Origin of the sequence: Taibaiella lutea (assembly GCF_008629695.1) — a bacterium.
In the GTDB taxonomy this organism is placed as follows: domain Bacteria; phylum Bacteroidota; class Bacteroidia; order Chitinophagales; family Chitinophagaceae; genus Taibaiella; species Taibaiella lutea.
The window spans coordinates 197,924-222,965 of the sequence record NZ_VWSH01000001.1; the positions used below are offsets into that span (position 1 = coordinate 197,924).

23 protein-coding genes are annotated in these 25,042 nt (G+C 33.4%); 4 read left to right on the plus strand and 19 right to left on the minus strand.

Annotation, left to right across the window (positions count from 1 at the left end; translation table 11 throughout):
• Window position 1: 1 nt before the first annotated feature.
• The 18 genes from F0919_RS00850 to F0919_RS00935 form a co-directional block, all read right to left on the minus strand.
• On the minus strand, window positions 2-1,102 hold the full coding sequence (locus F0919_RS00850; protein ID WP_150030819.1) for a glycosyltransferase family 4 protein: 1,101 nt from the start codon (window positions 1,100-1,102) through the stop codon (window positions 2-4).
• A complete protein-coding gene (locus F0919_RS00855) occupies window positions 1,095-2,327 on the minus strand; it encodes an O-antigen ligase family protein (RefSeq protein WP_150030820.1) in 1,233 nt (410 codons plus the stop codon). Before F0919_RS00855 ends, F0919_RS00850 begins: the two co-directional genes overlap by 8 nt.
• Window positions 2,327-3,469 (minus strand): glycosyltransferase, encoded by a 1,143-nt coding sequence (locus F0919_RS00860; protein ID WP_150030821.1) that lies wholly within the window; start codon window positions 3,467-3,469, stop codon window positions 2,327-2,329. Before F0919_RS00860 ends, F0919_RS00855 begins: the two co-directional genes overlap by 1 nt.
• Window positions 3,466-4,647, minus strand: coding sequence for a glycosyltransferase (locus tag F0919_RS00865; RefSeq protein ID WP_150030822.1), 1,182 nt, complete (start codon window positions 4,645-4,647; stop codon window positions 3,466-3,468). Before F0919_RS00865 ends, F0919_RS00860 begins: the two co-directional genes overlap by 4 nt.
• Window positions 4,648-4,659: 12 nt before the next feature.
• Entirely contained in the window at window positions 4,660-5,802 is a 1,143-nt protein-coding gene (locus F0919_RS00870; RefSeq protein WP_150030823.1) for a TDP-N-acetylfucosamine:lipid II N-acetylfucosaminyltransferase, read from the minus strand.
• A gap of 45 nt (window positions 5,803-5,847) precedes the next feature.
• Window positions 5,848-6,288, minus strand: a complete 441-nt coding sequence (locus tag F0919_RS00875; RefSeq protein ID WP_150030824.1) for a GNAT family N-acetyltransferase — start codon at window positions 6,286-6,288, stop codon at window positions 5,848-5,850.
• A gap of 5 nt (window positions 6,289-6,293) precedes the next feature.
• Window positions 6,294-7,001 (minus strand): WbqC family protein, encoded by a 708-nt coding sequence (locus F0919_RS00880; protein WP_150030825.1) that lies wholly within the window; start codon window positions 6,999-7,001, stop codon window positions 6,294-6,296.
• Window positions 7,002-7,064: 63 nt separating this feature from the next.
• On the minus strand, window positions 7,065-8,147 hold the full coding sequence (locus F0919_RS00885) for a DegT/DnrJ/EryC1/StrS family aminotransferase (RefSeq protein WP_150030826.1): 1,083 nt from the start codon (window positions 8,145-8,147) through the stop codon (window positions 7,065-7,067).
• A gap of 12 nt (window positions 8,148-8,159) precedes the next feature.
• Window positions 8,160-9,602: a lipopolysaccharide biosynthesis protein gene (locus F0919_RS00890; protein ID WP_150030827.1), complete on the minus strand. Its 1,443-nt coding sequence runs from the start codon at window positions 9,600-9,602 to the stop codon at window positions 8,160-8,162.
• 68 nt (window positions 9,603-9,670) lie between these two features.
• Window positions 9,671-10,741, minus strand: coding sequence for a Gfo/Idh/MocA family protein (locus tag F0919_RS00895; RefSeq protein WP_150030828.1), 1,071 nt, complete (start codon window positions 10,739-10,741; stop codon window positions 9,671-9,673).
• Window positions 10,742-10,777: 36 nt separating this feature from the next.
• Window positions 10,778-11,353: an acyltransferase gene (locus F0919_RS00900; protein WP_150030829.1), complete on the minus strand. Its 576-nt coding sequence runs from the start codon at window positions 11,351-11,353 to the stop codon at window positions 10,778-10,780.
• A 4-nt stretch (window positions 11,354-11,357) separates the two neighbouring features.
• The gene (locus F0919_RS00905) at window positions 11,358-12,491 is read right to left on the minus strand and encodes a DegT/DnrJ/EryC1/StrS family aminotransferase (protein ID WP_150030830.1); all 1,134 of its coding nucleotides are present in this window, start codon (window positions 12,489-12,491) and stop codon (window positions 11,358-11,360) included.
• 4 nt (window positions 12,492-12,495) lie between these two features.
• Window positions 12,496-13,767 carry a nucleotide sugar dehydrogenase gene (locus F0919_RS00910; RefSeq protein WP_150030831.1) on the minus strand — a complete coding sequence of 424 codons (1,272 nt, stop codon included), beginning with the start codon at window positions 13,765-13,767 and terminating at the stop codon, window positions 12,496-12,498.
• Between the two features lie 22 nt (window positions 13,768-13,789).
• Window positions 13,790-16,222: a GumC family protein gene (locus F0919_RS00915; protein WP_150030832.1), complete on the minus strand. Its 2,433-nt coding sequence runs from the start codon at window positions 16,220-16,222 to the stop codon at window positions 13,790-13,792.
• Between the two features lie 39 nt (window positions 16,223-16,261).
• The gene (locus tag F0919_RS00920) at window positions 16,262-17,104 is read right to left on the minus strand and encodes a polysaccharide biosynthesis/export family protein (RefSeq protein ID WP_150030833.1); all 843 of its coding nucleotides are present in this window, start codon (window positions 17,102-17,104) and stop codon (window positions 16,262-16,264) included.
• 107 nt (window positions 17,105-17,211) lie between these two features.
• On the minus strand, window positions 17,212-18,810 hold the full coding sequence (locus F0919_RS00925) for a hypothetical protein (protein ID WP_150030834.1): 1,599 nt from the start codon (window positions 18,808-18,810) through the stop codon (window positions 17,212-17,214).
• Window positions 18,811-18,851: 41 nt separating this feature from the next.
• Window positions 18,852-19,586 carry a hypothetical protein gene (locus tag F0919_RS00930; RefSeq protein ID WP_150030835.1) on the minus strand — a complete coding sequence of 245 codons (735 nt, stop codon included), beginning with the start codon at window positions 19,584-19,586 and terminating at the stop codon, window positions 18,852-18,854.
• A 663-nt stretch (window positions 19,587-20,249) separates the two neighbouring features.
• The gene (locus F0919_RS00935; protein ID WP_190277218.1) at window positions 20,250-20,924 is read right to left on the minus strand and encodes a tyrosine-protein phosphatase; all 675 of its coding nucleotides are present in this window, start codon (window positions 20,922-20,924) and stop codon (window positions 20,250-20,252) included.
• Between the two features lie 308 nt (window positions 20,925-21,232).
• Here F0919_RS00935 and F0919_RS00940 point away from each other — a divergent pair, with 308 nt between their 5' ends.
• The 4 genes from F0919_RS00940 to F0919_RS00955 all read left to right on the plus strand — a co-directional run bounded on the left by F0919_RS00940 (window position 21,233) and on the right by F0919_RS00955 (window position 22,812).
• A complete protein-coding gene (locus F0919_RS00940) occupies window positions 21,233-21,823 on the plus strand; it encodes an SRPBCC family protein (RefSeq protein ID WP_150030837.1) in 591 nt (196 codons plus the stop codon).
• Window positions 21,824-21,952: 129 nt separating this feature from the next.
• Entirely contained in the window at window positions 21,953-22,234 is a 282-nt protein-coding gene (locus F0919_RS00945) for an HU family DNA-binding protein (RefSeq protein ID WP_150030838.1), read from the plus strand.
• 92 nt (window positions 22,235-22,326) lie between these two features.
• Window positions 22,327-22,440: a 30S ribosomal protein THX gene (locus F0919_RS00950; RefSeq protein WP_150030839.1), complete on the plus strand. Its 114-nt coding sequence runs from the start codon at window positions 22,327-22,329 to the stop codon at window positions 22,438-22,440.
• Window positions 22,441-22,578: 138 nt separating this feature from the next.
• Window positions 22,579-22,812 carry a PspC domain-containing protein gene (locus F0919_RS00955; protein ID WP_235903429.1) on the plus strand — a complete coding sequence of 78 codons (234 nt, stop codon included), beginning with the start codon at window positions 22,579-22,581 and terminating at the stop codon, window positions 22,810-22,812.
• Window positions 22,813-22,895: 83 nt separating this feature from the next.
• Here F0919_RS00955 and F0919_RS00960 read toward each other — a convergent pair whose 3' ends face one another.
• Window positions 22,896-24,941 carry a M13 family metallopeptidase gene (locus F0919_RS00960; RefSeq protein WP_150030840.1) on the minus strand — a complete coding sequence of 682 codons (2,046 nt, stop codon included), beginning with the start codon at window positions 24,939-24,941 and terminating at the stop codon, window positions 22,896-22,898.
• Between the last annotated feature and the right edge of the window lie 101 nt (window positions 24,942-25,042).

The window sequence follows — 25,042 nt, forward strand, 5'->3', positions numbered from 1 at the left end:
TTTATTTTTTTTGTAAGATTTGATTAAAAACCTTACTGAAATTTTGGATCATTTTAGCAGAAGTAAATGCTTCAATATATTTTTCCTGACTTTTAAAGCCCATTTGTTTTCTTACTAAAGGATTTTCGTAAAGATATATCAGCTTCTCAGCAATTTGAACCGGATTGTTAGATTCTACTATATAACCATTTTCCCCATTCGTAACCGATTCGGAAATTGCGCCTTGATTTGTGGCGATAATTGGCAAACCGGCAGCCATAGCCTCAATTAAGACTATTGGATGGCCTTCTGGCATATTGGGTGGAAAAAGGAAAATGTCAGAACTATATAGCTCTTCTAATTTTGCAGCATCATAAAGTGGTCCATAAAATTTAACAGAAAGACTATTGGATTTAACCAAAGATTCACAATATTCCTTGGTCTCTTCATCTCTCCATTGTCCGATCACCTTTAAATGATAATTAATATTGGCTTCCTGAAGCTTACAAGCAGCTTCAATAACAGATTTGATACCTTTGGATGGCTGCAGATTACCTAAATAGGTAATTACCATCTTATCTGATGCTGACTTATTTTTAGTAATGAAATCTACATCTAAGCCATTAGGAACGGAAAAAATTAAATCTTTTTTGTAAAATTCTTCAAAAAGATATTTTAAATTTTCTCCAAGGACAATCGCACCAATGGTATCCTTTAATGTACTTCTGACATAATTATTTAAGGTGAGTGAAGATTTTTTTAACCAATTTATCCAATTTGCCCCATGAAGCATAAGTAACGTAGGTGCATTTTTTTTTGCAATTTTAATAAAAATTGAATCTTTAATAAAGCCTAACGTAGCCTGGCTCATAGGAATTAATATCAAATCGGGTTTATTTTTTTTTATAAAAGTCCGAAAGGCATTGTATAACCTGATATTATTAATTATGCTTTTAAACCCAAGCTTTCCTAACGTAGAAAATGATGAATGGATATTGTTATTAAACCAAAGCATTTCAAATTCAGATGGCCATAAGGTATTCTGTAAACTTTGGAACCAAACTGTAGTTCCAAAATATGGTGGTGGATTCTTCCCAACAATTAAAATTTTTTTATCAGGCACTTTTAAGTATTTTTTTGGGCAATGAAATAAAAGCAATTATTGTAAAAGAAAAATTATTAAAGCCAGGGTAAAATGTAGGAACTGTTGAAATGGAGTATAGTACATACGTTACCATTGCAGCAGTTGCCAAATATTTCTCTGACAAAGGCAATGCTCTAATACGGAGAAAAATTCTACCAATAAAATAAACATAGATTATTATCCCAATTATTCCTGTAAAGAACAGAATTCTCAGAAAGTCATTATGTGGCGTAACACCTATCATGTGATTTGAATAAGATATTGTAAACGGATAACCAACAAGCTGAGGTACTAACCCTGCTTCAGCAAAGTCATTTGCACGGTCTTCCCATCTACTCATGCGGCCATGCAACGCCTGACTTTCTTCCCTATCTCCTTGTGCAACTTCTATTTCATTATTTATCCTTGGTTGAATCACCTCCGAATATATGGTACTACCAAATAAGGCAAGAAAGGCAACAGCGATTACAATAAAACCAACTGCAACACCTGCTTTTTTCTTTGACAGGTAAAATACGAAAATAAAGCTGACACAAATAACGACTGCTATTGATGCCATGTGTCTGATGCTCAATATACAAAGTATTGCAAAAATAAATCCTACAATCAGCATCTTAGAATTCACATTCATGAAATTTATCTCTTTACTTTTTTTCTTAAAATTAAAATATAGCAAAATTATGAGACCAAAATTGGCGTAAAACCCATAATTAACAATATCTGCGAAACTACTTCCATCTCTCAGATTGCTTCCATAATGCGCTATATCGAATACAAACCAAAACATAGATAATATACTGGCATAAAGAAATAAAGTTAATATGCCATATAAATCAATTCGAGATTTAATTATCGTCCTCAAGAGAAAAAATACCAATACAGGGTAAGAAAGCTTTAATCCAAAAAAGATAAAATCTAATATATCTGAAGTAAAATATAGTAAAAAGACATTTGCAATTACTAAAAAGCTCCAAAATTGAAATGGAGTATCAAATTTTGATTTTATTTTAGCCGACTTGAATATGCCAATTATAGAAACAATAAACGTCAAAAAACCTAACCAATATAACGGAGATAATAGTGGAGAAGAAGATTTAAGATAAAAAAACGGTTCTACAATCGGCCTCAAAACAATAAAAAATAAAAATATTTTCTCATGTAGTTTCTTTGTCTTAAACCAATATCTAAGGTCTTTATATTTCATTATTTATTGCTTAAATAGTTTATTGCATTTTTAAAACCTTCGCTCATTTTCTCCATTGATACTTTCTTTTCTATATTTAAAGCTTGTTCTGAAAAAAAATCATATCTTTCTGTATCTTTTAATAATTCGACAATTTGCGAAGCTATTAAAATAGAATCGTTCTCTACAATTATACCATTTACATTATTTATCAGGTATTCAAATTCCGGACCATGGCGAGATAAACTGTCGCCTGGTACATTTTCACAAGACACAATCGGACACCCAAAAGAAAAGGCATGCACAATAGTCAAGCCGACTGCTTTAGGCATAAGTAACAAATCTGCAGCATAAAAATATTTTCCTATTTGTTCATCATTAAAACAAGCACCATAACAAAATATTTTACTATTGTGGATAGCCTTTTCCTTAATAAATGACATTTCAGGCCCATCTCCAATAATATGTAAAGCAGTATCAAAATCCACAGGTAATAACTCGAAAATTTCAACAATTTGTTGCAATCCTTTTGATTTCAATAATCTGCCGACAAATATTAAATTATAAGTATGTTTCCAACCAAGTTCGCTTTTTACTGCATATTTACCTTTATCATTTAATTTTTGATAAAGACGATTCATAGCATCTGTATCTATAGAATTTTCAGCGACGAAAATTTTGGTAGGGTTATTTACAATTCCTGATAAAACTTTCAATGGAGTTTTAGAGTATAACAATATTGCATCTGCGGTATTAAATAAGAATAATCTCAATTTACCTGAAAATCCCTGAAATGGTGCATTGGACTGGTGGCTTTTGACACCATGAGACCAAATAATGAGTTTATACCGAAAAAAAAGTCGAAATAATACTAATAGCCAAACCGTACCATAAGAGGTCGAGCCTTCGGAAATAATAATTTTGGGTTTATATTTAAAGATTTTCGGCAAAGGATTTTGTAATATGGCTGTTTGAGATTTTCCATAATATATTTTAGAAATATTTTCAGATGGGAAATCTAAAGAAACCGATTTCATATCTTTTGTATAATCACTATAGCAAACAATTATACCAAGCGAATTGTGTAAATACCTGAATATCGCTTTGCGATATTCAGGTATGATTCGTTGAAATAATAAAATATTTTCCCCTTTCACTGTCATTTAGCTGCCTTATATTTTTCTAAAAAGTAATTACAATAATTTTCCCATGAAGCAATTTTAGCGGCATACAAACACATTTTTGCTTTCTCTGCCACCAAATCTCTATTTTCTATTATCTCATTTAATACATACGTAATAGAAGAAATACTATAAGGGTCAACCTTCCAAGAAACTCCCAAATCTTTAATTAAGGGCCATGCTCCTGTATTTTCAGTTATAATTACCGGGAGATTACAAGCTAAGGCTTCAAAATAACTTAATCCAAATGTTTCCTTAAAGCTAGGCTGAATAAATACATCAAAATTAGGCAAGATATCGGGTAGTTCGCCATTTGGAATCGCCCCCCCGAACACTACAATTTCTGAAAGATGTAACTCATTAGCTTGCTCTTTTAATTCTTTCTCCAAAGGTCCTGTGCCATATATAGTATATTCTAATCTTGTTTTGTTTTCTAATGCAGATATGGCAAGAAGAACGGACTTTAGATTCTTTATTGGTAATAAATTGCAAACTGAAACAAGTCTGATTTTATTACTTTCTGTTTTTATTTGCTCTCTGACTTCAAAAAAGCGTTCGTCAATACCTGTAGGCAAAAGTTTTACGCTATTAAATCCCAACTTTTCTAAATGTTCGTGCATTTGAAAGCTCTGAGTTGATACTGCATAAGCTCTTGTTATAATTTTTCTTGCTAAATAGCGAGAATACCTGTTCTTAAAAAAACGCGACTCTTGTCTTAAAGTCAGAACATACGGAATGCCAAGTTTACGCTTTATTGCATAAGCAAGAATACCATCAGGAAATAAATAATGAGCATGAATAATATCAGAATCGTCCAAAGCCTCCCTTTTTAAGAATGAAACGATTTTAAGGGAATAAAAATAACAAAACAAAGAATGTAAAAAAGAAATGCTTCCAATTGAAATATAAGGGAATATATGAACTTTGAAACTTTTATCTTTATATAATTTTTTACTTATAATTTTAAGCCTATTTTTCCAACTACTTTTATTAGCAACAAAAGTCATCAACCATGAGGGAAAAAATGCTTGCGGTTTTATGATATCTATTTTGATTGAGGAATCCCTCGCTATAATTTTTTCTGAAAAATTTTTCACGTATGGATTATCAATCGGATTATCTTCAACCGGAAATACAGATGATATTTGCAATACTTTCATTACTCGAAGAAGTTAATTCATATTCTCAATAGTCCACATAAAAGCTGCATTATGTTCTTTCTGAGTTAGCACATTATGTGCGTTTATGTTCCATAAAGCAGTTTTCTTATCTAAGAAAACATTACATGTTTTTAAGTCAGCTTCCAAGTCACCTTCAATAGAAAATATTATAAAATTATTATTTTTAAACCATAAAAAAAGAGGGTTTTTAATGCTCAAATAAACTTTCAATCCACACATAATAGCGATCAATATATTTCCAAGCGCCATTTGCCGGTAAGAATTATATATAGCAGCACAATGACTATTTATAAAATCTATATAATCATCATACTTCATGAAAGTTTCAAGGAAGTTAACATTCATATTTAAACCCGCTGTATACTCTTTCAATTTATTTGCATAATTTATATCAGATCCATAATTAAATGGAATATTGATTTCTCCGTTGAAGGCATTGTTCTCAAGCGTTGTTAAAATATCAATATGATTATTAAAGGGACTTCTTGAGTTGCCAATCAGTAATCTTAATTTTTTTTCCTCCTTAGCCACAATATGCTCTAAACGATTATTAATAGATAGTTTCAAAAATGGAGGCAATCTATTTTTTAAAAGTTCATTCAGGTAATTATATTCTTCTTCACTATACCAGGTGAAATAATCAATTCTTTTCATTGCTCTATATATCAACTCACTTGTTGATTCCTTTCGTCTTAACGCTCTAATAACTTGTTTGACAGAAAATTTTAGTGAAGAAATAAAACTTTCAGACATTTTTTTCTCCAAAATTGTTTTGGTACTTAAACTGAAAAATGTACTCCTTACAGAAGGCATATTATAAATTTCAGTTCCATAGAAATTCCAAATTATTTTTAGCCTAGATGAATCAATGGCATTAATAATTTTTGCTTTTTCAACATTCAAATTATATACAAACAAGATATCATATTCACTAGAAATCTTTCGAGCCAAATTAAATAGTTCATTTAAATTCGGTGTTAAATACAATAACTTTGGAGTATTATTTCCTTTATATAAATTTAATTTATTTACATAAAAATAAGTATTAATGAAACTACTTTCACTAAACATCTTTATGTGCAAATCAATAAATTTTTCATCACTAAATATATGGGCTATTCTTACTGAGGACATTTTATAACTTAATATTGATTAAGTGAGTTTTAAAACAAAAATAAATTATAATTTTATTTCCATAGTATATTTCAATCCTTCTGTATCAACCGTTTGAAATCCTTTCTTTTTATATAAAAGAAAGGCAGTTTCATTATCTTTACTAACTTGCAATTTGATAGATCGAAAGTTAATCTGTTTAACATGTTCAAATAGATTTTCCAAAAGATTGCCAGCGATTCCTTGTGAAAAAAACTTAGGCGCTACTACAACTGAAGTAATAAAACCAATGTTAGTTTCATTATCATTCAGATATACCGCTATTAGTCCTACTAAGATATCATCGTGCCAAGCTTCAAAAGTGGTAGCTTTAGAAAAGATTTTCTCAGCATATTCTTTTATATCTACTTCTTTATATAAAGGTGGAAAGAAATATTCTGAACTAAGTTCTAAAAGCTGCAAAATATCTAATCTGGTTGCAGTTTCCTTTTTGTAAATAATATCCATTACAATTATATTAATTCAAATTCTAGAAGTAGATTATTAATTTCAGATTTATTATTGAACATTAAAACATCGATAACACTCAATCCTGATACAAAAGGATGTTTAAATTGATTGTATTTAATTTCTTTCGTTTTGATAAAATTTATTAGAATATTATCTCCTTTAAAAAAATCAGAATCATATAACTCTTTACCACCAATTGGATTAATATAATGGTCAGCCCCCTCGTATTTACATATATCTAAAATACGTTGTTGTCCTGAAAAATGATTATTGTCATATTTTGTAGTACTTAAAATTAATGGAGTTTCAATTTTCAGATATTCCAAAACTTTAATTACACTTTTTATTGCCAAATCAGAAATACTATACTTTCCATTAAGGTCCATAACTTCAGAAATTAATTTGAATACCTCAACAAAATATGGCGCTTTTTTATAATTTATTTCAATAGTTTTAAGAAATTTATTTTTCCAAACAATAAAATTTACCGTATCTATATCTATATCTTTAATTTTAGAAAATTGGCTTACATTTTCTAATGGTATAGTAAACATAAAATCTGTTCCATTCGATAGAATACGATTTCGGTTTATCCAGCCCTTTTTAATAAAATTTACATCATCATAAAAAATAAATTTATCGACTTCTTTGATTAATTGAAAATAGCCAATATACGGAAAGACATATGGCTGCATTATTGCAATTTTCATAATGATATATCTTAATTCACCACTGACATTAATGTTCTAATAGTCAATATGAAAATTTTAAAATTAATTATTTTGAACTCTCAAAAGTAAGCGGCAGATTAAATCAACTTCCTCAATTGACAAATCATAATATAGTGGAAGACAAAGAACACGCTTCGATATCAAGTCTGTAATTTCCAATGGTTTAGGTTCAATAAATGGCAATGAATCAGCTAAAGAAGGATAAAAATATCTCCGAGTAAAAACCTCCATTGAATTAAGATGTTTTATACACTTTAACATTAAAGTTTCGTCATTAAATACTAAAGGATAATAAGCATAGTTCAATGTTGCATATTTGTGCCAAGTAGGTATTCTTGCTTGAAATGCTTTTAACTTAGAATTATAGTATTCAGTGAGTAATTTCCTTTTATCATTAATCTCATTTATATGTGCGAGATTTACAAGTCCCATAGCCGCATGGAATTCTGAATTCTTCCCATTAATTCCCAGTTCAGCAAATGACTCTGGCCCATTAAAACCAAAGTTTCTTATAAAAGCTAACTTTTTTAATAATTCAGGGCATTTTGTAATTATGAGCCCGCCTTCACCAGAATGATATAACTTTGTTGCGTGAAGGCTACATGTAGAAATATCACCATATTCAAATATGGATTTACCATGAATTTTAACACCAAAGGCATGTGCTGCATCGTAAATCACTTTTAGGTTATATTTTTTTGCAATTTCCTCTATAGCAAGAACATCGCAGGGGTTACCATAAACATGAGTAGCTAAAATGGCACTGGTTTTATTAGTTATAGCAGCTTCAATTTTTGATGGATCTATGTTTAATGAATCTTTATCTATGTCAACAAAGACCGGTTGACAGCCTTCCCATACAATACAACTTGTTGTAGCAACAAAAGAGAATGGGGTTGTAATAATCTCACCTTTCAAACCTAAAGCTTTTATTGCCATTTGTAAAGCAATTGTACCATTAGTCACAAAAAGTAAGTGTTGAACATTTAGATAATCCTTCAACCTGAGTTCTAAATCATTTGCTAACGGCCCCATGTTGGTAAGCCATTGTCTTTGCCAAATGCCGTTCAGATATTCCTGATATTCTTCTTTAGGAGGTAAATATGGTTTGGTTACTGGTATCATTCTAAATTTGGATTATGCACGTTTGAGTATTAACTGTCTGAAATCATTCAAAGCAGCCATTTTACTAAAATAAGAATATAAAAAAAATAGTGCATAGTATAAAATTGTAAGTATTAGGACTGTTATCAGATTTGATAAATGCATGGGCACAAATAAGTATGTATTTATAAGTGTAACTATTGCTCCAATTATACCGGCTATTATTATTGTAGGCCCAATTTCTTTCAATTGCTCCCAACCGGAGTAGTCAATAAATTTACCACTATACCATGTGTTAACCACAAATGCAAAAATAGATGTAATAACCTGAAGAATTAATAAAGCATAAATACCCCAAAATACAGCAAAAAATATTCCAACAGTAATGAAAAGCTTCTTCACAATTTCAAGTCTCAAGAATAAATCTGATCTACCCTTTACTTTTAAAATATTGAGATTATAGGAATGGAATGGATACAAGATACCATTAATACATAAAAGCTGAAAAAAAGGAACAGATGGTAACCATTTTTTTGTAAGTAATAAAATAAATAACGGCTTGGCAATAATTATCAGTAGAACCATTAAAGGAGCAATCCAAAAAATCACCTGATGCATTAACATTTGATAGGCCTTCTTCAATTTTCCTTCATCCTTTATTGCAGAAAACATAGGATATGTTACTTTTTCCAAAGCACGTGACATATTACTTACAGGTAGCATTTGCAAACTTTGCGCTCTTGTAAAATAACCAAGCTCAGAAGCATTAAAAAAACGTCCGATAATTACATTATAAATATTGCTGTAAAAAGTATCTAAAAGCCCGGAAAAAGTTAGTTTATAGCCGAAATTAAGATGATATTTTAAACATGCTTTATCAATTTTCAAATCAGGCACCCACCCTGCAAAAATCCAATGCTGCAAAGCAAATAAAAAGGATTGAACTATTGTCATCCAAACCAGGCTCCAAACTCCATATCCATTTTTCGCAAGAAAAATGCCTACAATCCCTCCTAAAATAACTGATGGCAATTGCATATACATCTGAACTTTAAAGCGCATTTCTTTCGTCAATTTGGTAGTTTGCACACCCACAAAAGCTGTTATAATGAAGGTTATAGTATAAACCCTCATTATAGACGTTAACGCTGGTTGCTTAAAGAATAAAGCTATCAAAGGTGCACAAAAGAAAAGTATTACATACAACAAAATGCTAAATATAATATTGACCATAAAAACTGTAGAATAGTCCTTCTGGTCAGCATCAGATTTTCGAATCAGAGAAGATGTCATTCCGCTATCCATCAGGCTATTTCCCACGGCCATAAAAATAGTTAACATTCCAATTAGCCCAAACTCGGCGGGCATTAATATACGCGCAAGTATTAAACCTGTAATTACATTTATGCCCTGGACACTGACTTGCTGTGTAAATGTCCAAATAAGGCCGGATATGGCCTTCTTTTTAATGCTCATTTTGATATTTAATTCAGTTAGCATATACACATACCTATACGTGCATATGTAAAGATTCAATGCTTCAATTAGTATCTTAAACTATAAATCTTCTCAATAATATCAACCACTTTCAATCCTTCCAAGGCATTGGTAGATATTGCTCCCCTTCCCTTTAAAACATCCGCGACATTTTCAATAACATAATGATGGTTGGCTGCTGAACCTTTATAGGCGCCATAATCATTACCTGGATTTGTAGGCGCAAGTTTCGGCATTTCATAATCCCTGACATGACAATATTCCACCTTATCCATATATTGTCCTCCAATCTTTACAGAACCATTTTCCGCAATAATAGTCATAGAGCTTTCAAGATTCGTATTCCATACTGATGTAGAGTAGTTCAGACTACCCATTCCACCATCTACAAAGTCAAAGTTCACAAAACCACTATCTTCAAAATCTGTCAGATTACTATGATTGAAATCATTAAACTTACCTTGTACATTCTTAATATCACCAAAAAGCCAATACATGATATCGATAAAGTGCGAAAACTGGGTAAACAGTGTGCCTCCGTCCAAATCAGCCTTACCGTGCCATGAGTCGGACTTATAATATCTGTCATCCCTATTCCAATAGCAATTTAACTGCACCATATATATTTCACCCAATTTACCTGTTTCAATAAGTTCTTTAATCCAGACTGAAGGTGGTGAATAACGGTTCTGCATAACTGCAAAAACCTGACGATGTACCTGTAAAGCTTTAAAAATAACTTTTTCAGCATCCTGACGGTTCAATGCCATAGGCTTTTCCACCACAACATGCATTTTGGCATCTAATACTTTTAATGCCTGTTCTGCATGAAAACCATTCGGAGAAGCAATGTTCACGATGTCGCACGCTATACCTGATGCCAAAAATGCATCCAAAGAATTGAAAAATGGTACGTCAAAAATTTCGATTGCCAGGTTTTCTTTTGGTTTTACATCAATTAAGGCGACTAATTCGCTTTCCGCATTGCGGCTTATCATTTCAGCATGGCGCTTTCCTATATGACCGCAACCGATAACGGCATATCTTATTTTATTGGTTAGTGCATCCGGAATCCGTATTCCTTTCTTAACCTCAGGAATTAAAGTCAACGTATCCATAATGAAGCAATTTTGGTTTTGTTATTGGTATTCAGTTTATTTTATTCTTATCACCGCTTTATTTTCAGTAAAACGGTATTCCTGTCCCGATTCTTTACATGTTGCGATTCCTTCAGAGTTAAATTCAAGCCGATGCCCGTATTCACTCATCCAGCCTATTTGTTTTGCGGGGTTGCCCACCACCAATGCATAGTCGGGGACTGTTTTTGTGACTACTGCTCCGGCACCAATGAACGCATATTGACCAATGTCATGTCCACAAACGATAGTAGCATTTGCGCCAATGCTTGCACCTTTGCCTACCTTGGTACGACTATATTGCCCTCTGCGGTTAACGCCACTCCGAGGGTTAGTAACATTTGTAAATACCATAGAAGGACCAAGGAATACATCATCTTCACAAATAACACCTTCGTAAATAGATACATTGTTTTGCACTTTTACATTTTTCCCAAGAACTACGTTTGGAAATACGACACAATTTTGTCCGATATTACAACCTTCGTTAATAGTACAGCCTGGCATTATATGACAAAAGTGCCATATTTTAGCCCCGGCTTTTATATTGCATCCGTCATCGATAACAGCGGTTTCATGTACAAAATAATCCATGGGGTTAGTTTCCTTTTTTAAAGCTATTCAATGTATCAATGATATAAGTTAATTGCTCATCCGTCATTTCGGTATGAACAGGCAAGGATAAAACCTTGGTACAAAGATCTTCAGATACAGGAAATGCTCCTTTTTCTAAACCTTCCTGTTTGAACGCCGGTTGCAAATGAAGCGGCAACGGATAATAAATCATAGAAGGTATTCCTGCCATTTCAAGGTGTGATTTTAGCAAATCTCTGTCTGATGCATTTTTCAACTTTAATGTATATTGATGAAAAACATGATCAGAATTCATAACACGGGCAGGTGTTTCCAGCCATTCGAGTTCTTTGAATGCCTTATCGTATGTCTCTGCTACAACATTTCTGGTGCGCGCATAATCATCAAGATATTGTAATTTTATCCCTAAAATTGCTGCCTGTATTGTATCCAATCGTGAGTTGACGCCCACTATTTCATGGTAATATTTTTTTTGCTGACCATGATTGGCTATCATTTTAATTTTTTCAGCCAATGTTTCATTATTGGTAAACAAAGCACCACCATCTCCATAACAACCTAAATTCTTTGAAGGGAAAAAGGAAGTACAACCAATATCACCCATTGTTCCGGCTTTTGCTATTCTGCCATCAGAAAAAGTATATTCAGCACCTAAAGCCTGAGCCGCATCTTCAATTACATATAAATTATACTTTTCAGCAAGTTTTAATAAAGGCCCCATATCCACGCATTGACCATATAAATGCACCGGAACAATTGCTTTTGTTTTTGGTGTAATAGCCGCTTCAACTAATTCTGCCGTTATGTTAAATGTATCCGCGTCCACTTCTACCATTACCGGTTGCAACTTTAATAGTGCTATGACTTCCGTAGTTGCAGCATATGTAAAACAGGGTACAATTATCTCATCTCCAGGCTGTAAATCCAATGCCATTAGAGCAATTTGCAATGCATCGGTTCCATTGGCACAAGGAATAACATTTTTCACACTAAGATAAGCGCCTAACTGCGACGCAAACTCTTTTACCTGTGGCCCATTAACAAAAGCTGCAGAAGCAATAACCTTCTGAATACCTGCATCCACCTGTGCTTTGATCTTATTATATTGACCTACAAGGTCCAACATCAGAATATTCATAACCTTACAATCTTGCGTCTACCAGGTTTCGATCCAAACAAGATTTAATGTCATAAATAATACTATCTTCTCCTTTCTTTAGCTCATTGAAATCATAAGTCAAAAACTGATCATGAGAAACAGCTAAAATAATCGCATCGTATTTGGATTCAATAGCATCTATTAATTGAACACCATACTCTTCCATTACTTCATGCTTATCAGCATTAGGATCATAAACATCTACATCCAGGCTCATTTGAACCAATTCTTTGTAAATATCAATTACTCTGGAATTGCGGATATCCGGACAATTTTCTTTAAAAGTGAAGCCTAACAATAATGTTTTAGCACCTGCTACTTTATGTCCTTTACTAATAAGCAGTTTTACAACTTTATTGGCAACGAACATTCCCATATTATCATTCACCCTACGCCCCGAAAGAATAACCTGAGGGTGGTATCCTAAAGATTCTGCCTTATGCGCCAGATAATAAGGATCAACTCCTATACAATGCCCACCTACCAGACCTGGTTTATATCTAAGGAAATTCCATTTCGTAGCTGCTGCATCAATCACATCATTGGTATCAATACCGATACGATCAAAAATGAGCGCTAATTCATTTACAAAAGAAATATTGATATCTCTCTGCGCATTTTCAATAGCTTTACTTGCCTCTGCAACTTTCATGGAAGGAGCCAGATGGGTACCTGCAGTAATTATAGAAGCATATAACTCATTTACTACCTTGGCGATTTCAGGTGTTGAACCAGATGTTACTTTTTTTATTTTGGTAAGCGTATTTACTTTGTCACCGGGATTTATTCTTTCTGGAGAATAACCACAGAAGAAATCTTTATTATACGCCATACCACTGAACTTTTCCAAAACAGGTACACAATCTTCCTCTGTACAGCCGGGATATACAGTGCTTTCATAAATAACAATGTCTCCTTTTGAAAGTATTTTACCAATCATTTCCGAAGCCTTCTTCAAAGGCATCAAATCAGGGCTTTTGTATTCATTAATAGGAGTAGGTACTGTTACAATATAAATATTGCAATCTCTAATGCCTTCGATATCGGCTGAAAATCTGAAAGGATTGGAAGCATTACTTATTAATGACTTTAATTCAGCCTCATCAGCTTCGAGCGTACGGTCATAACCTCTTGACAATTCGTCAATTCTTTGCTGGTTTATATCGAAACCGACAACAGAGTATTTTTTTGCAAACTCAAGCGCTAATGGGAGCCCAACATATCCCAGTCCGATAACGGCAATCTTATGGTTCATTTGTGATTTTGGTTAAAATTGATTATTGGTTTGATTTTTTGCTTTTTTTTCTTCTTTTGAAAATGCTACGCCTTTTAGTATTAGAATCATCAATGCCATATGATCCATAGCCATAACCATAGCCATAACCATAGCCGTAACCATAGCCATAACCATAATAGCCCCCCCCATATCTTTTTGCAGTAATATCATTAACTATAATATTTAGTTTTGGCATTCTATTGTCTTGCTGAAGATTATTAGGAACATTAAGTTGATTTTTCTTGGTAAAATTAAGTCTTACTAAATATAAAGTAACATCAACATACCCACTCAAAACTTGAGGATCAGTTACAAGATTTGGAGTAGTATCAACAATTATATAATCGAACCGCTCTCTTAACTCTGTAAAAAGCGTACTTGTAACAGCATTCATTAACAATTCGGTAGGATTGGGTGGAATTGGACCTGCTGGAAGAATATATAAATTAGAATCGATACCAGATGGGTATATAATCTCATCAATTGTAGCATTTCCAATAGCATAGTTACTGTAACCTAAGGTGTACTGCAATCCAACTGTAGATGCTACTTTTGGTTTCCTTAAATCCATTTCTATCAGTAAGACTTTTTTTCCGGTAATAGCAAATGTAACAGCTAAATTAGCCGAAATAAAGGATTTACCCTCCCCGCTTTCAGTTGAAGTTACAAGTATGACCTTTTCACCTTTATCAACTAATAAATATTGCAAATTAGTCCTTAATGCTCTAAACTGTTCAGCTACAATCGTTCTTGAAGTCCTGGATATTACAATAGTATTTTCTTCATTGCTGTGACCAATCTCTCCTACAATCGGAACAGTAGTATTTACTTCGATATCTCGTTTGCTTAAAATTTTTGAATTTAAAAGTTCTTTAAGAAAAACTATTAAATAAGGTAATATTAATCCAAAGACAAAAGCAAAACCGATAGTCAATGGTCGTTTAGGTTTTGTAGGACTTGTATTTGCTCTGGCAGAATCTATAATTCTGGCATTAGCGATTGTTGATGATTTCGAAATTGCTGTCTCTTCTCTCTTTTGTAATAAGAATAAGTACAATTCTTGCCTGATAGATTGTTGACGACTATAATCTAAATATACCCTTTCCTTCTCCGGAACTTCCCTAATACGTCCTTCCATCACTGCAATATGGGATTTCATAACATTAAGGGCAGTTTGAGCACCAATTCTAACAGAAACGATACCATTAAGTAAATCAGCTCTCAGATTTCTGATTTGGTCGTCCATATTCAAAATCATAGGATTATTTGCAGTAGTTGCCAACATTAATCTGGAACGCTGCATTAATAAGCTATTATATTGCGCTATTATGGAATTTAAGGTTGGATCTTGTACGACCAAAGAGGCCGGCACTATTCGAGGATTTTCTTGATTATCACGTATGTATTTTTCAAGTGACTCAATTACTTCCACCAAAACCTGTTGTTTCGCTAAATCATTAGCATTTTCACTTGAACTTTGTACCAAAGCCTGTGCTTGCTGTGACAGATCCGTTAACTCATATTTCTGCTTAAAACCTTGTATTGCTTTTTCAATATTTGATAATTGATCTCCTACTACTACTAAGCGAGAGTCAATAAAAGCCATAGAACTATCCGCAATTTTATTATTATCGTCAACATTAGCCTGCATGTAGACTTTTATCAAATCATTTATTATCTGTTCACCTTTTTCAGGAACAGATTCTTCGATTGATAATGTAATGGCGTCAGATTCCTTGTTTGTTAATTCAGCCCCAATTCCTTTTACATAACTATTGGCTACACCTTCTGGATTGTATATTTCAATCGAATATTTATCAAAACTATTAAATCGCTGTAAATTCCCTTTTGCAATAACCACTTTTCCAACAGGCAATAAAAGCGAATCCCCCCATTTTGCACGATAAACAGTTTCATTTTCGTCTGAAAATGCAATTCCGTTTTTGTCATAAGAGATTTCATACTTCGCTACTCCATCTTTTAAGCCTTTTGAACTAAAAGTTACGAAAGAAAACAAAAATGGACTTTGTTTTCCATATATCTCTACAGATTTGAGGCTACCATGTTTGAATAATTTAATATTTAATTGTAAATCGCTAACAACTTTTCGTATTAAAGAATAACTTTTAATTATTTCAAGCTCATTATTAACATTACCAGCACTAGATAATAGACCTATACTTTGAAGCATGCTTGTCTGGCCATTATTACTACCCCCAAGCTGACTTTCATCCTTTATTAGTATTTTAGCATTTATATCATATAACGGAGTACTAAAATATAAATAAATGTACGATAAGAAAACAGTGCAAAAACAACAAAAAAGCATCCAAGGCCATAGCTGTTTTATTTTATATATTATTTTACTAAAATCTATTCCTTTTTCTTCATTTAGGTCATCCCATTTTCGGAATGATGAAAGTTTATCTTCCATTTTAAAAATCTATTGAGCTTCTTTTAAAAAAACGTAAAACTATAGTCGGGCAATCAGAACAACAATTAAAGAGAGAGTTGATGTAAAAAGTGCATAATATCGCAACATAGCAGTATCATTTGCTGAAGCCTTACCTTTACTTGGTTGGACATATATTACGTCGCCTTGCTTTAAATAAAAATATGGAGACTGATATATATTTGAAGATGTCAGATCAAAACGAACAATTGTCTGTTTCCCGTTTTCCTTTCTAGATAATAGGACATTATCTCGCAAACCAAAAATTGTCAAGTCTCCTGCTTGTCCAATGGCATCTAAAATACTGACTCTTTCTCCATTAATTAAATAAGAACCGGGTCTACCCACTTCCCCAATAACAGTAATTTTGAAATTTGCGATCTGGACATTGACAATTGGATCTTTGTAATAACTTTTTGCTTTCTCTCTGATAGCTTCTTTTGCTTCAGCCGTGGTCAGGCCCCCTACTTTAATTTTACCTGCTATAGGTAATTCAATTATACCGTCATCATCCACTAAATATCCAAATACAGCATTTGTATTGCCATTAGGAGCAACTGAAGCAGAAGCCCCTTGTTGAGGCGTCGTATTATAATTATTTCTTAAAGAGGCATTTAAATCAGGATCTATAGTTTGTATTGTAACATTTAATATATCACCATTTTGAATTGTTATATCCTCAATTTTAGTGACAGGGATTTGTATGCCGTTTTTATAAACAATATTGGAGGAATCAGAAGATATATCTTGAAAATAGGATATTCTTTTATTGCTGACGCATGATGAAATAGAAAATAAAATTACAAATAATAAACTAACTAAATAAAAGTTCTTGATGATACGGCTTTCAGTAAAATAATTCACTTGCTAATGATTATATTTTTATTAAAATATAGGCTCTGTCGAATCAAATAGTTAATTGACAGAGCCTTAAAATAATTCATTTGAAATTTAAATAAATCAATTTCAAATTATTGACAGAACGTCGCAATCTGATCTTGAGGAACTACTATTGTCCTTTGATAATTTACAGCATCTACATTGCGAGTCTTAAGGAAAACCTTATTACCACCCCAGATAACTTTAAAATCATATGTTGAATTCAAGCTTAAATTGGTAGTTGAAAAATAACCTTGCTGTACCTGACCTAATAATTGATAAGCACTACCAGAACCTGTAGCACGATACCAAACATCCACTGTAGGCCTAACAATAGGATTAGTAGAGTTATTAGGACATTGTCCCTGAATATCAAAATTGATTGGAGTCAATACAGGAATGCTCAATGTAATCGTTGGTGTGCTACCACACAATGCGCCGGAATAAACACCAACCGGATTACCATCTCTCACCATGAAATTTGACTGGCTGTTAGCAGCAGTATTTCTATATACTTTAACATTCAAATTGCCGGTAGGTACATTATCAAAAGTAACTGTTCCGCCATTTGCAACCTGAACAAGGAATCCTGAAACAAGAGGAATATTAGGTTCATTCGCAGCAAATATATCCACTAAAAAGCTCTCTGATGATGCTAAACCCGTGTTAAATACAATTGAAGAACTGTTACAAATATCTTCCATTACAGCTAAGTTGTAATAAGTAAGGTGGGAAGTAGGAAAACTTGCTTCCAAGCCGTTTGCACCATTCGTAATTGTTGCAACCTGCTCATAACTCCATTGACCAGTTGCAATCTGATAGCTCCAAACCGGTATTGTCTGGCCTGCAGCAAACAAAGTCCCGGTAGCTGGGTTAATTTGTGTGCCATCAATACCCATATGTAAAGTAATAGGTTGTGAAAACGTTTTTACATCCGTGTTACCTACAGCCATTGTAATATCAGCAAAACCTGCAGTACGGAAACGGCCTGCAACTGTATTACCACTTGCATCTTTAATATTATCAGAAGCTGTTCCTCCGGGGAATGCACTTAAAGATCCAGGATCTGTAGAACCAAAACTTACAACAGTACTTGTTAAAGTTGAACCGGTAATAACATTACCTGCTTCATCCTTGAAAGAAGTACCTGATGGAATATCAATGGACACGACCTGATCACCCGGTTGAGCATCTGCAGGAGGAGGAATCACTACATCTGTAGCTGTACTACCACCTGTCAAAGGAGTACTTGTTTGTTGTACATTTACACCACTTGGCGGGTTATCAATATTAACCATGCTTACGTTAACCAATTTGATAGGTTGACCCGCTTTAATTGTAATAGGAATAAGCGCTGTTAAATAACCAGGGGCTTCTGCTTTAACTGTAAAAGTAGCAGGGTTTCCTTCAGTTGGATTTGCTTTATACAATAAACCTAATGATATAATTCCATCAACTACATTGTAAGTTTTTACACCGCTAATCTCGTAAACATCATTTGCATTCTGACCGGTAATTGTAAGTGTAATATTGGCAGGCGCTTTAGCTGTTTTCGGATCATAGAAATTCATAGTAACCGTGTGGTCAAACGGTTTAGGATTAATACTGAATGTAAAATCCTTTGTAGGTTTGGTACATTGCGTAAAACAAACACTGAATAATGCTACTGCTATATATAATATTTTTTTCATCTTGTATTTTTGTTAGATTTATTAAGTCGTTGGTTTTATACTTAAAATTTGTAATTAAATCCTAACTGAAGTGTCGGCAACCAACGATAATTTTTAAGGTTATCTGCCAATTGCTGACGATTTGTTTCATTACCTACCAGATAACCGGTAGTTGACATATTTACTTCAGGGCGTGTTAAAGCATAATAAGTACCCAAATCAAGTGATAAACCAAAATGATTGGTGCTGATCAGATTTTGCCAGCCTAATCCGGCATATAAACCAATTGTATTCAAACTAACTTTACTTTCAACATATCCCATACGTTCAGGATCATCGTTGATATTGATATCACCATAATAGTAATCTCCGACAGGAATAGATCTGGCTGTACTTTTACCGCCCATATAACCTGCAACACCCGCAGTAAGGTGGAAATTAGGACCGAAAACAAACCAATCTCCAAAGAAATGAAGCTGGAACGCTTGAGTTTTATAGTCTGTTTTTACAGTGTATTGACCAATTTCATCAGTTTTACTGTAATTGAATTTTGGGATATAGCCAAAACCTGCTCTTAAATTAAATCGTTTGTTCAGGTTACCGCAAAACTCAAGACCAACTCCTGAAGTTCCTACTGACAGTCCTACAGATGTCGGTTGAATGAAAAAGCCTTTCTTTTCTTTTTCAACTTTAGCTTCACCTTTTGCACCTTGCATAAGGTCATCCTGTGCTGAAGCAGTATTGAAGCAAAATGCCGCTGCAAGGATTGTCATAGCCGTTAAATAAATTTTTTGCATAATTGGAGTTTTAATAATTGCTGATTTTGGATTTAATGATAAAGTTTGGTTATGGTTTTATTTATAGAACAAAAAAATTATTACAACACAATAAGTGCAGCCTCATTTCCGATCTGCACTCTACATCAGTGTTTAAACTTTCCCGAATATCTCTTTATTATTGTCTTTAGCTAAAGACAATAAATCAAACATAAACCATTGGGAAAATGGCAAAAATTTTGGCATATTTTCAAATTTAATTGACTATAATATGGGTTTGATATTATCTGTCAATGATATAAAAATAAAACGATACGTCATTCCGTCTGATAGAAAAACAAACCGTAAAGAACAAATCAAAAATGATTTATTATGTATCCAAAAACGAAATTAATCTGAAACACTAGTTGATGTGATTTCACTACAGTGAAAGGATTAAATCTTGTATTCTGGTCAATTGGCTTCAGGAGTGGTCAATTCCCGCTATTGGTCTTCTGCAAATAAATAAAAACAATTACATTATCAACAGAATCTTTCAATTTCAGCACAAATGTACTACAATATTCCAAAAGAGCAAACTTTTCAATTTTTCTTTACAGAAAGAAAACAATAGAGTAATATAAAATTCCATTTAATATATTTAAGTGTAAATTTTTATTATAAAAACAAATACAAATAATAAAATTAAATATTTTTATTTAAAAAAGGATATGCTTTTAAAGTTTGTATAACCGAAGGCTGATAGATACTGAGTAAAGCCCCAAGATGCCGCTCATGATGAATATCGGTACCTGCAAATTCGTATAAACCTTCTTTCAATATTTTTTCGGCAAATAACTTGATATGCTTACCGTAATATCCTGACAATGCAATTGTATTTAACTGAAATAAACAACCTGCATCTTTTAGTTTCTGCAAAGTGTCAATAGATGCATCAATATAAAAGTTATAACGTTCCGGATGTGCCAACACAGGTTTATAGCCTCTTGTCTGCAATTCAAAAATCACCTGCATTAAATTACGATCCTCTTGTACAAAACCCATTTCAAACAAAACATGTTCTCCATCTAAAGTCAACAATTGCTCATTTGATGCAAGTTTTTTCATTAAACTTTCGTCAATCATGTATTCGGCAGCAGCATGTACTTCCAGATTAATACTATTTTCTCTTACTGCATCTTTCAAATTTTCAAGACCGGTAAGTATTGTTGATTCTGCATTTGGAAAATAATCGAGACTTATGTGAGGTGTTGTGACAATTTTTGAAAATCCGGCTTCTTGCAGCTTTTGCAACAATGATAATGATTGTTCCATATCTGCCGTACCATCATCAATGCCCGGAATCAAATGAGAATGCATGTCCGTTTTAAGGAAAGACCAATTTACAGAAGGTATATCACTGGGTTGTTTTTCTTTTTTTTTGAGGAAGCCGAACATTATAGTATTGTGTAAATTGGTTAAATCTAAATTCAAAATTAATCAAAAATAGACAGTGAAAATAATTTGTGATGATATAGCTTCAAAATAAGGAGTCTCTCTAATAATCATAAACGATAAAAAAAAGCAACACAACCCAAACATGTGGCTTTCTTGTTGGATTATAAAAAATAACGCTTATTTTTATCCGCATTTAATCATTAATGCGATAATCCAATATTTAACCTTGTATGAAAAGATTTTTCAAGCTTCTTGGAATTATTATTTTGCTTTTGGTCATAATTATATTGGTAGCCGGCTTTTTTATCTCTCCAAAATTTCATTTCGAAAAAAGCATAGTTATAAATGCCCCAAAAGAAGAAGTATGGAAAAATATAAGCACATTTTCCAATTTTGAAAAATGGGATCCATGGAGTATTCAGGATCCGAAAATTCAAAAATCTATTTCCGGAACAGACGGAACACCCGGCGCAACATATAGTTGGATCGGCAATGATGATGTCGGTACCGGAAGCCAGACTTTTATAGAGATTGCGCCATTCGATCACATCAACATCGATCTGGAATTCAAAGAACCATTTGAAAAGAAAGCTGCAGTAAAATATATCTTATTGCCTGATGGGAACAAAACAAAGATTACATGGTCGTTTGATACAGAATTCAGTTATCCATGGAATGCAGTTAGTAGCTTGTTTATGAATCTTGATAAAAGAATGGACAAAGACTTTTCGACAGGCCTTGCAAATCTTAAAAAGCTTTGCGAAAGCAACGTAACATACATTACTTACAATTGTAAAGAATCGGTAAAAACACTTCATTAAAAGAACACAATCATCGATTAATTTTCAGACCATATCGTCCGATTTTATTTTTTGTCAGTCAGTAGCAACTAATGAAAATATTAGTACATTTGTTATACATCCATTCTTAACTCCAAAAAAAATGTAATCATGAACAAAGCAGAACTAATAGATATGCTTGCTAAAGATGCATCGCTTACAAAGGCACAAGCGAACGAAGCGCTTGATGCGCTGACAAATGGCGTAGTGAATGCCTTGAAAAAAGGTGATCGTATTACACTTGTTGGTTTTGGTACTTTTTCTGTTTCAGAGCGAAGTGCTCGTAACGGACGTAACCCACAAACGGGTGCGGTTATAAAAATTAAAGCTAAGAAAGTTCCCAAATTCAAGGCAGGGAAGGAGTTTTCTACAAAAATTGGAGGAAAAAAATAAAAATCTTACTATATAAGTATTAAGAACCCATGATTATTTCATGGGTTTTTGTATTTTCGCGCATTATTAATTTCAATTAAAAACAGATTACCATGGGTAGAGGTGACAATCGCACTAAAAAAGGAAAAATCTTCAGTGGCACTTTCGGTAACGTTCGTCCGGCTAAAGTAAGAAAAACAGCAGCAGCTAAAAAAGCAAAAGCTTAATAAAAAAACCTTCCTAATCCGGAAGGTTTTTTTCATTGGAAGCAGTTGATATTTATACGTTAAGGACTTTATTAATAGTTTATGGTACGCAAAAACTAAATATCTTTGTATTAGAGTAATCAGAACTCTGTAGCATTTATGAAAAGCCCTTTGTACAAAATAAAAAATTATATTGAATGGCAAGCCTTTGGCGTATGCAGTGCTTTAGGCGAAAAACTCGGCATTGCCACTTCCCGCATAAGGTTATGGTTTATTTACATTTCTTTTCTTACGTTAGGTTCACCGCTTATCATTTATATGATTCTTGCTTTCTGGATGAATATTCAAAATTACATCTGGCAGCATAAGCGCAATCCTTTGCGTTGGAGATAATAATACTTATGATTAAACGGAAAGCGTCCTTTGTAATAAAGGACGCTTTCTGCTTAATTTAACTACTGATATAAATTTGACAACTACCAAATTTTCACTCTTAAACTATCGGCGATAAACATACCATCACCTTGTTTAACATTATACACTTTATAAAAAGCATCGACATCAGAAAAAGGCCCGTTAACTCTGTATTTCGCCGGAGAATGAACGTCGGTAAGTAATTGCTTTGCCATTGATTCTTTTCTGATATTATACAACCAACCTAACGAATAACCCATAAAGAAACGCTGACCTGGAGTTAATCCATTTATTGATTCACCTTTCTTATATTGTTCTTTCTTTGTAAAAGCATCCCAGCCAAGCAATATACCACCAAGATCGGCAATATTTTCACCTTGCGTGGCATTCCCGTTTATATGCATGCTATCAACAGGAATATAGCCGTTAAACTGGCGAATTATCAAAGCAGCACGGTTATTGAATTGTATTTCATCTTCTTTAGTCCACCAGTTTCTTAAGTTACCATTTTCATCGTATTGACGTCCCTGGTCATCAAAGCCATGTGTTATTTCATGACCAATAGTTGAAGCAGCTGCATAACCATAGACCAATGCATCATCCAAATCTTCATCTCTCATACCAGGAACAGTAAAGATACCGGCAGGCAACACTATTTCGTTATTGGAAGGGTTATAATAAGCATTATAGGTTTGCGGCGTCATATCCCATTCATCTCTGTCAACAGGTTTGCCGAGTTTATTGACACTATAGTTATGCCACCATTCATTGGCTGCAATAACATTTCTGACATAAGGCTGGTCTTTAATTTCCATAGCAGAAAAATCTTTCCATTTATCTGGATAACCTACTTTCTTTTTCATTTTCTCCAGCTTAACCAACGCCTTTTGCTTGGTAACTTCACTCATCCATGTAAGATTTTTAATTCTGTCTTTCAAAGCACCTCTGATATCTTCAACCATATCACTATATCGCTTCTTTGCTTTTTCATTGAAATATTCTTTTACAAAAAGTTGGCCCAACGCCTCTCCTATTGCACCTTCTTCTGTATCCAAAATCCTTTTCCAACGTGGCTTTTGTGCTTTTGTACCATTCAGCAACTGATCATAGAAAGCAAAGTTTGCATTCTCGATATCTGCATTTAAATAAGAAGCCGTCGAATTCAATAAACACCATTTAAGATAATTTTTCCATGTATCTATGCTTTCTGTTTTTAATGCAGCATTTACAGCCTTAAAAAACTCAGGCTGGCCCACAATCACAGTATCGATGCCTTTTACATTCAACAATGGCAACCAACTGTTCCAGTCAATATCAGGTGTTATACTTTTCAGATTGCTTACAGCATATTTGTTATAGTTTTTATACGGGTCACGAAGATCTTCCAGCTTCCTGCTTGCCTTTGCCAGCGTTGTTTCCAGCTTCATGATGTCATTGCTTATCTGTTTTGAATTCCCGGCAGAAGCAAGGCCCGCAAGCATAAACATCTTTTCAATGTGTGCAGGATACGCTTCCCTGATTTTTTTTGTCCGTTCATCATTATTAAAATAATAATCCCTGTTTGGCAAACCTAATCCACCCTGGCCTAAATTGAAAACCATCTTTTCGCTATTCATTTCATCCTGCGCAACACCATCGTCAAACATAGCTTCAATGCCTTTCTTTTTCAAATCAGCAACTACTTTCAATACGTCTGCTTTTGTTTGTATAGCATCTATTTCATTCAATTCTGGCCTTAAAGGTTCAATACCATTTTTGTTAATCGCTACAGTATCCATGCCGCTTTTCCAGAAATTGGCAATCTTTTGCGATGTAGCATCATTCGGTTTTTTAAGCGCATCTTCATTTATGACTTTTTTTCTTTCATATAAATCTTCATCAACTAAATGTGCTATCCCCCAGCTTTTCTGATCGTCCGGAATCGGATTATTTTTCAGCCACCCTCCATTTGCATATTCAAAGAAGTCATTTGCAGGATTGACAGTCGTATCCATATTGGAGACCAGAATATCTTTCTTCCCTTCGTGACTTTGATTCTGATTATTGGAACAAGAGGCGGCACCAATTGCTACAAGCCCCAAATACAATGATTTTTTAACGCTAAGCATTCAATTAAAATTTTAATTTTGAATAAGATCTGAATTTGAATTCTCAAAGATAAATTTTAAGAAGTTAAATTTCATTTTTTAATGTTGGTCTGAAACTAATT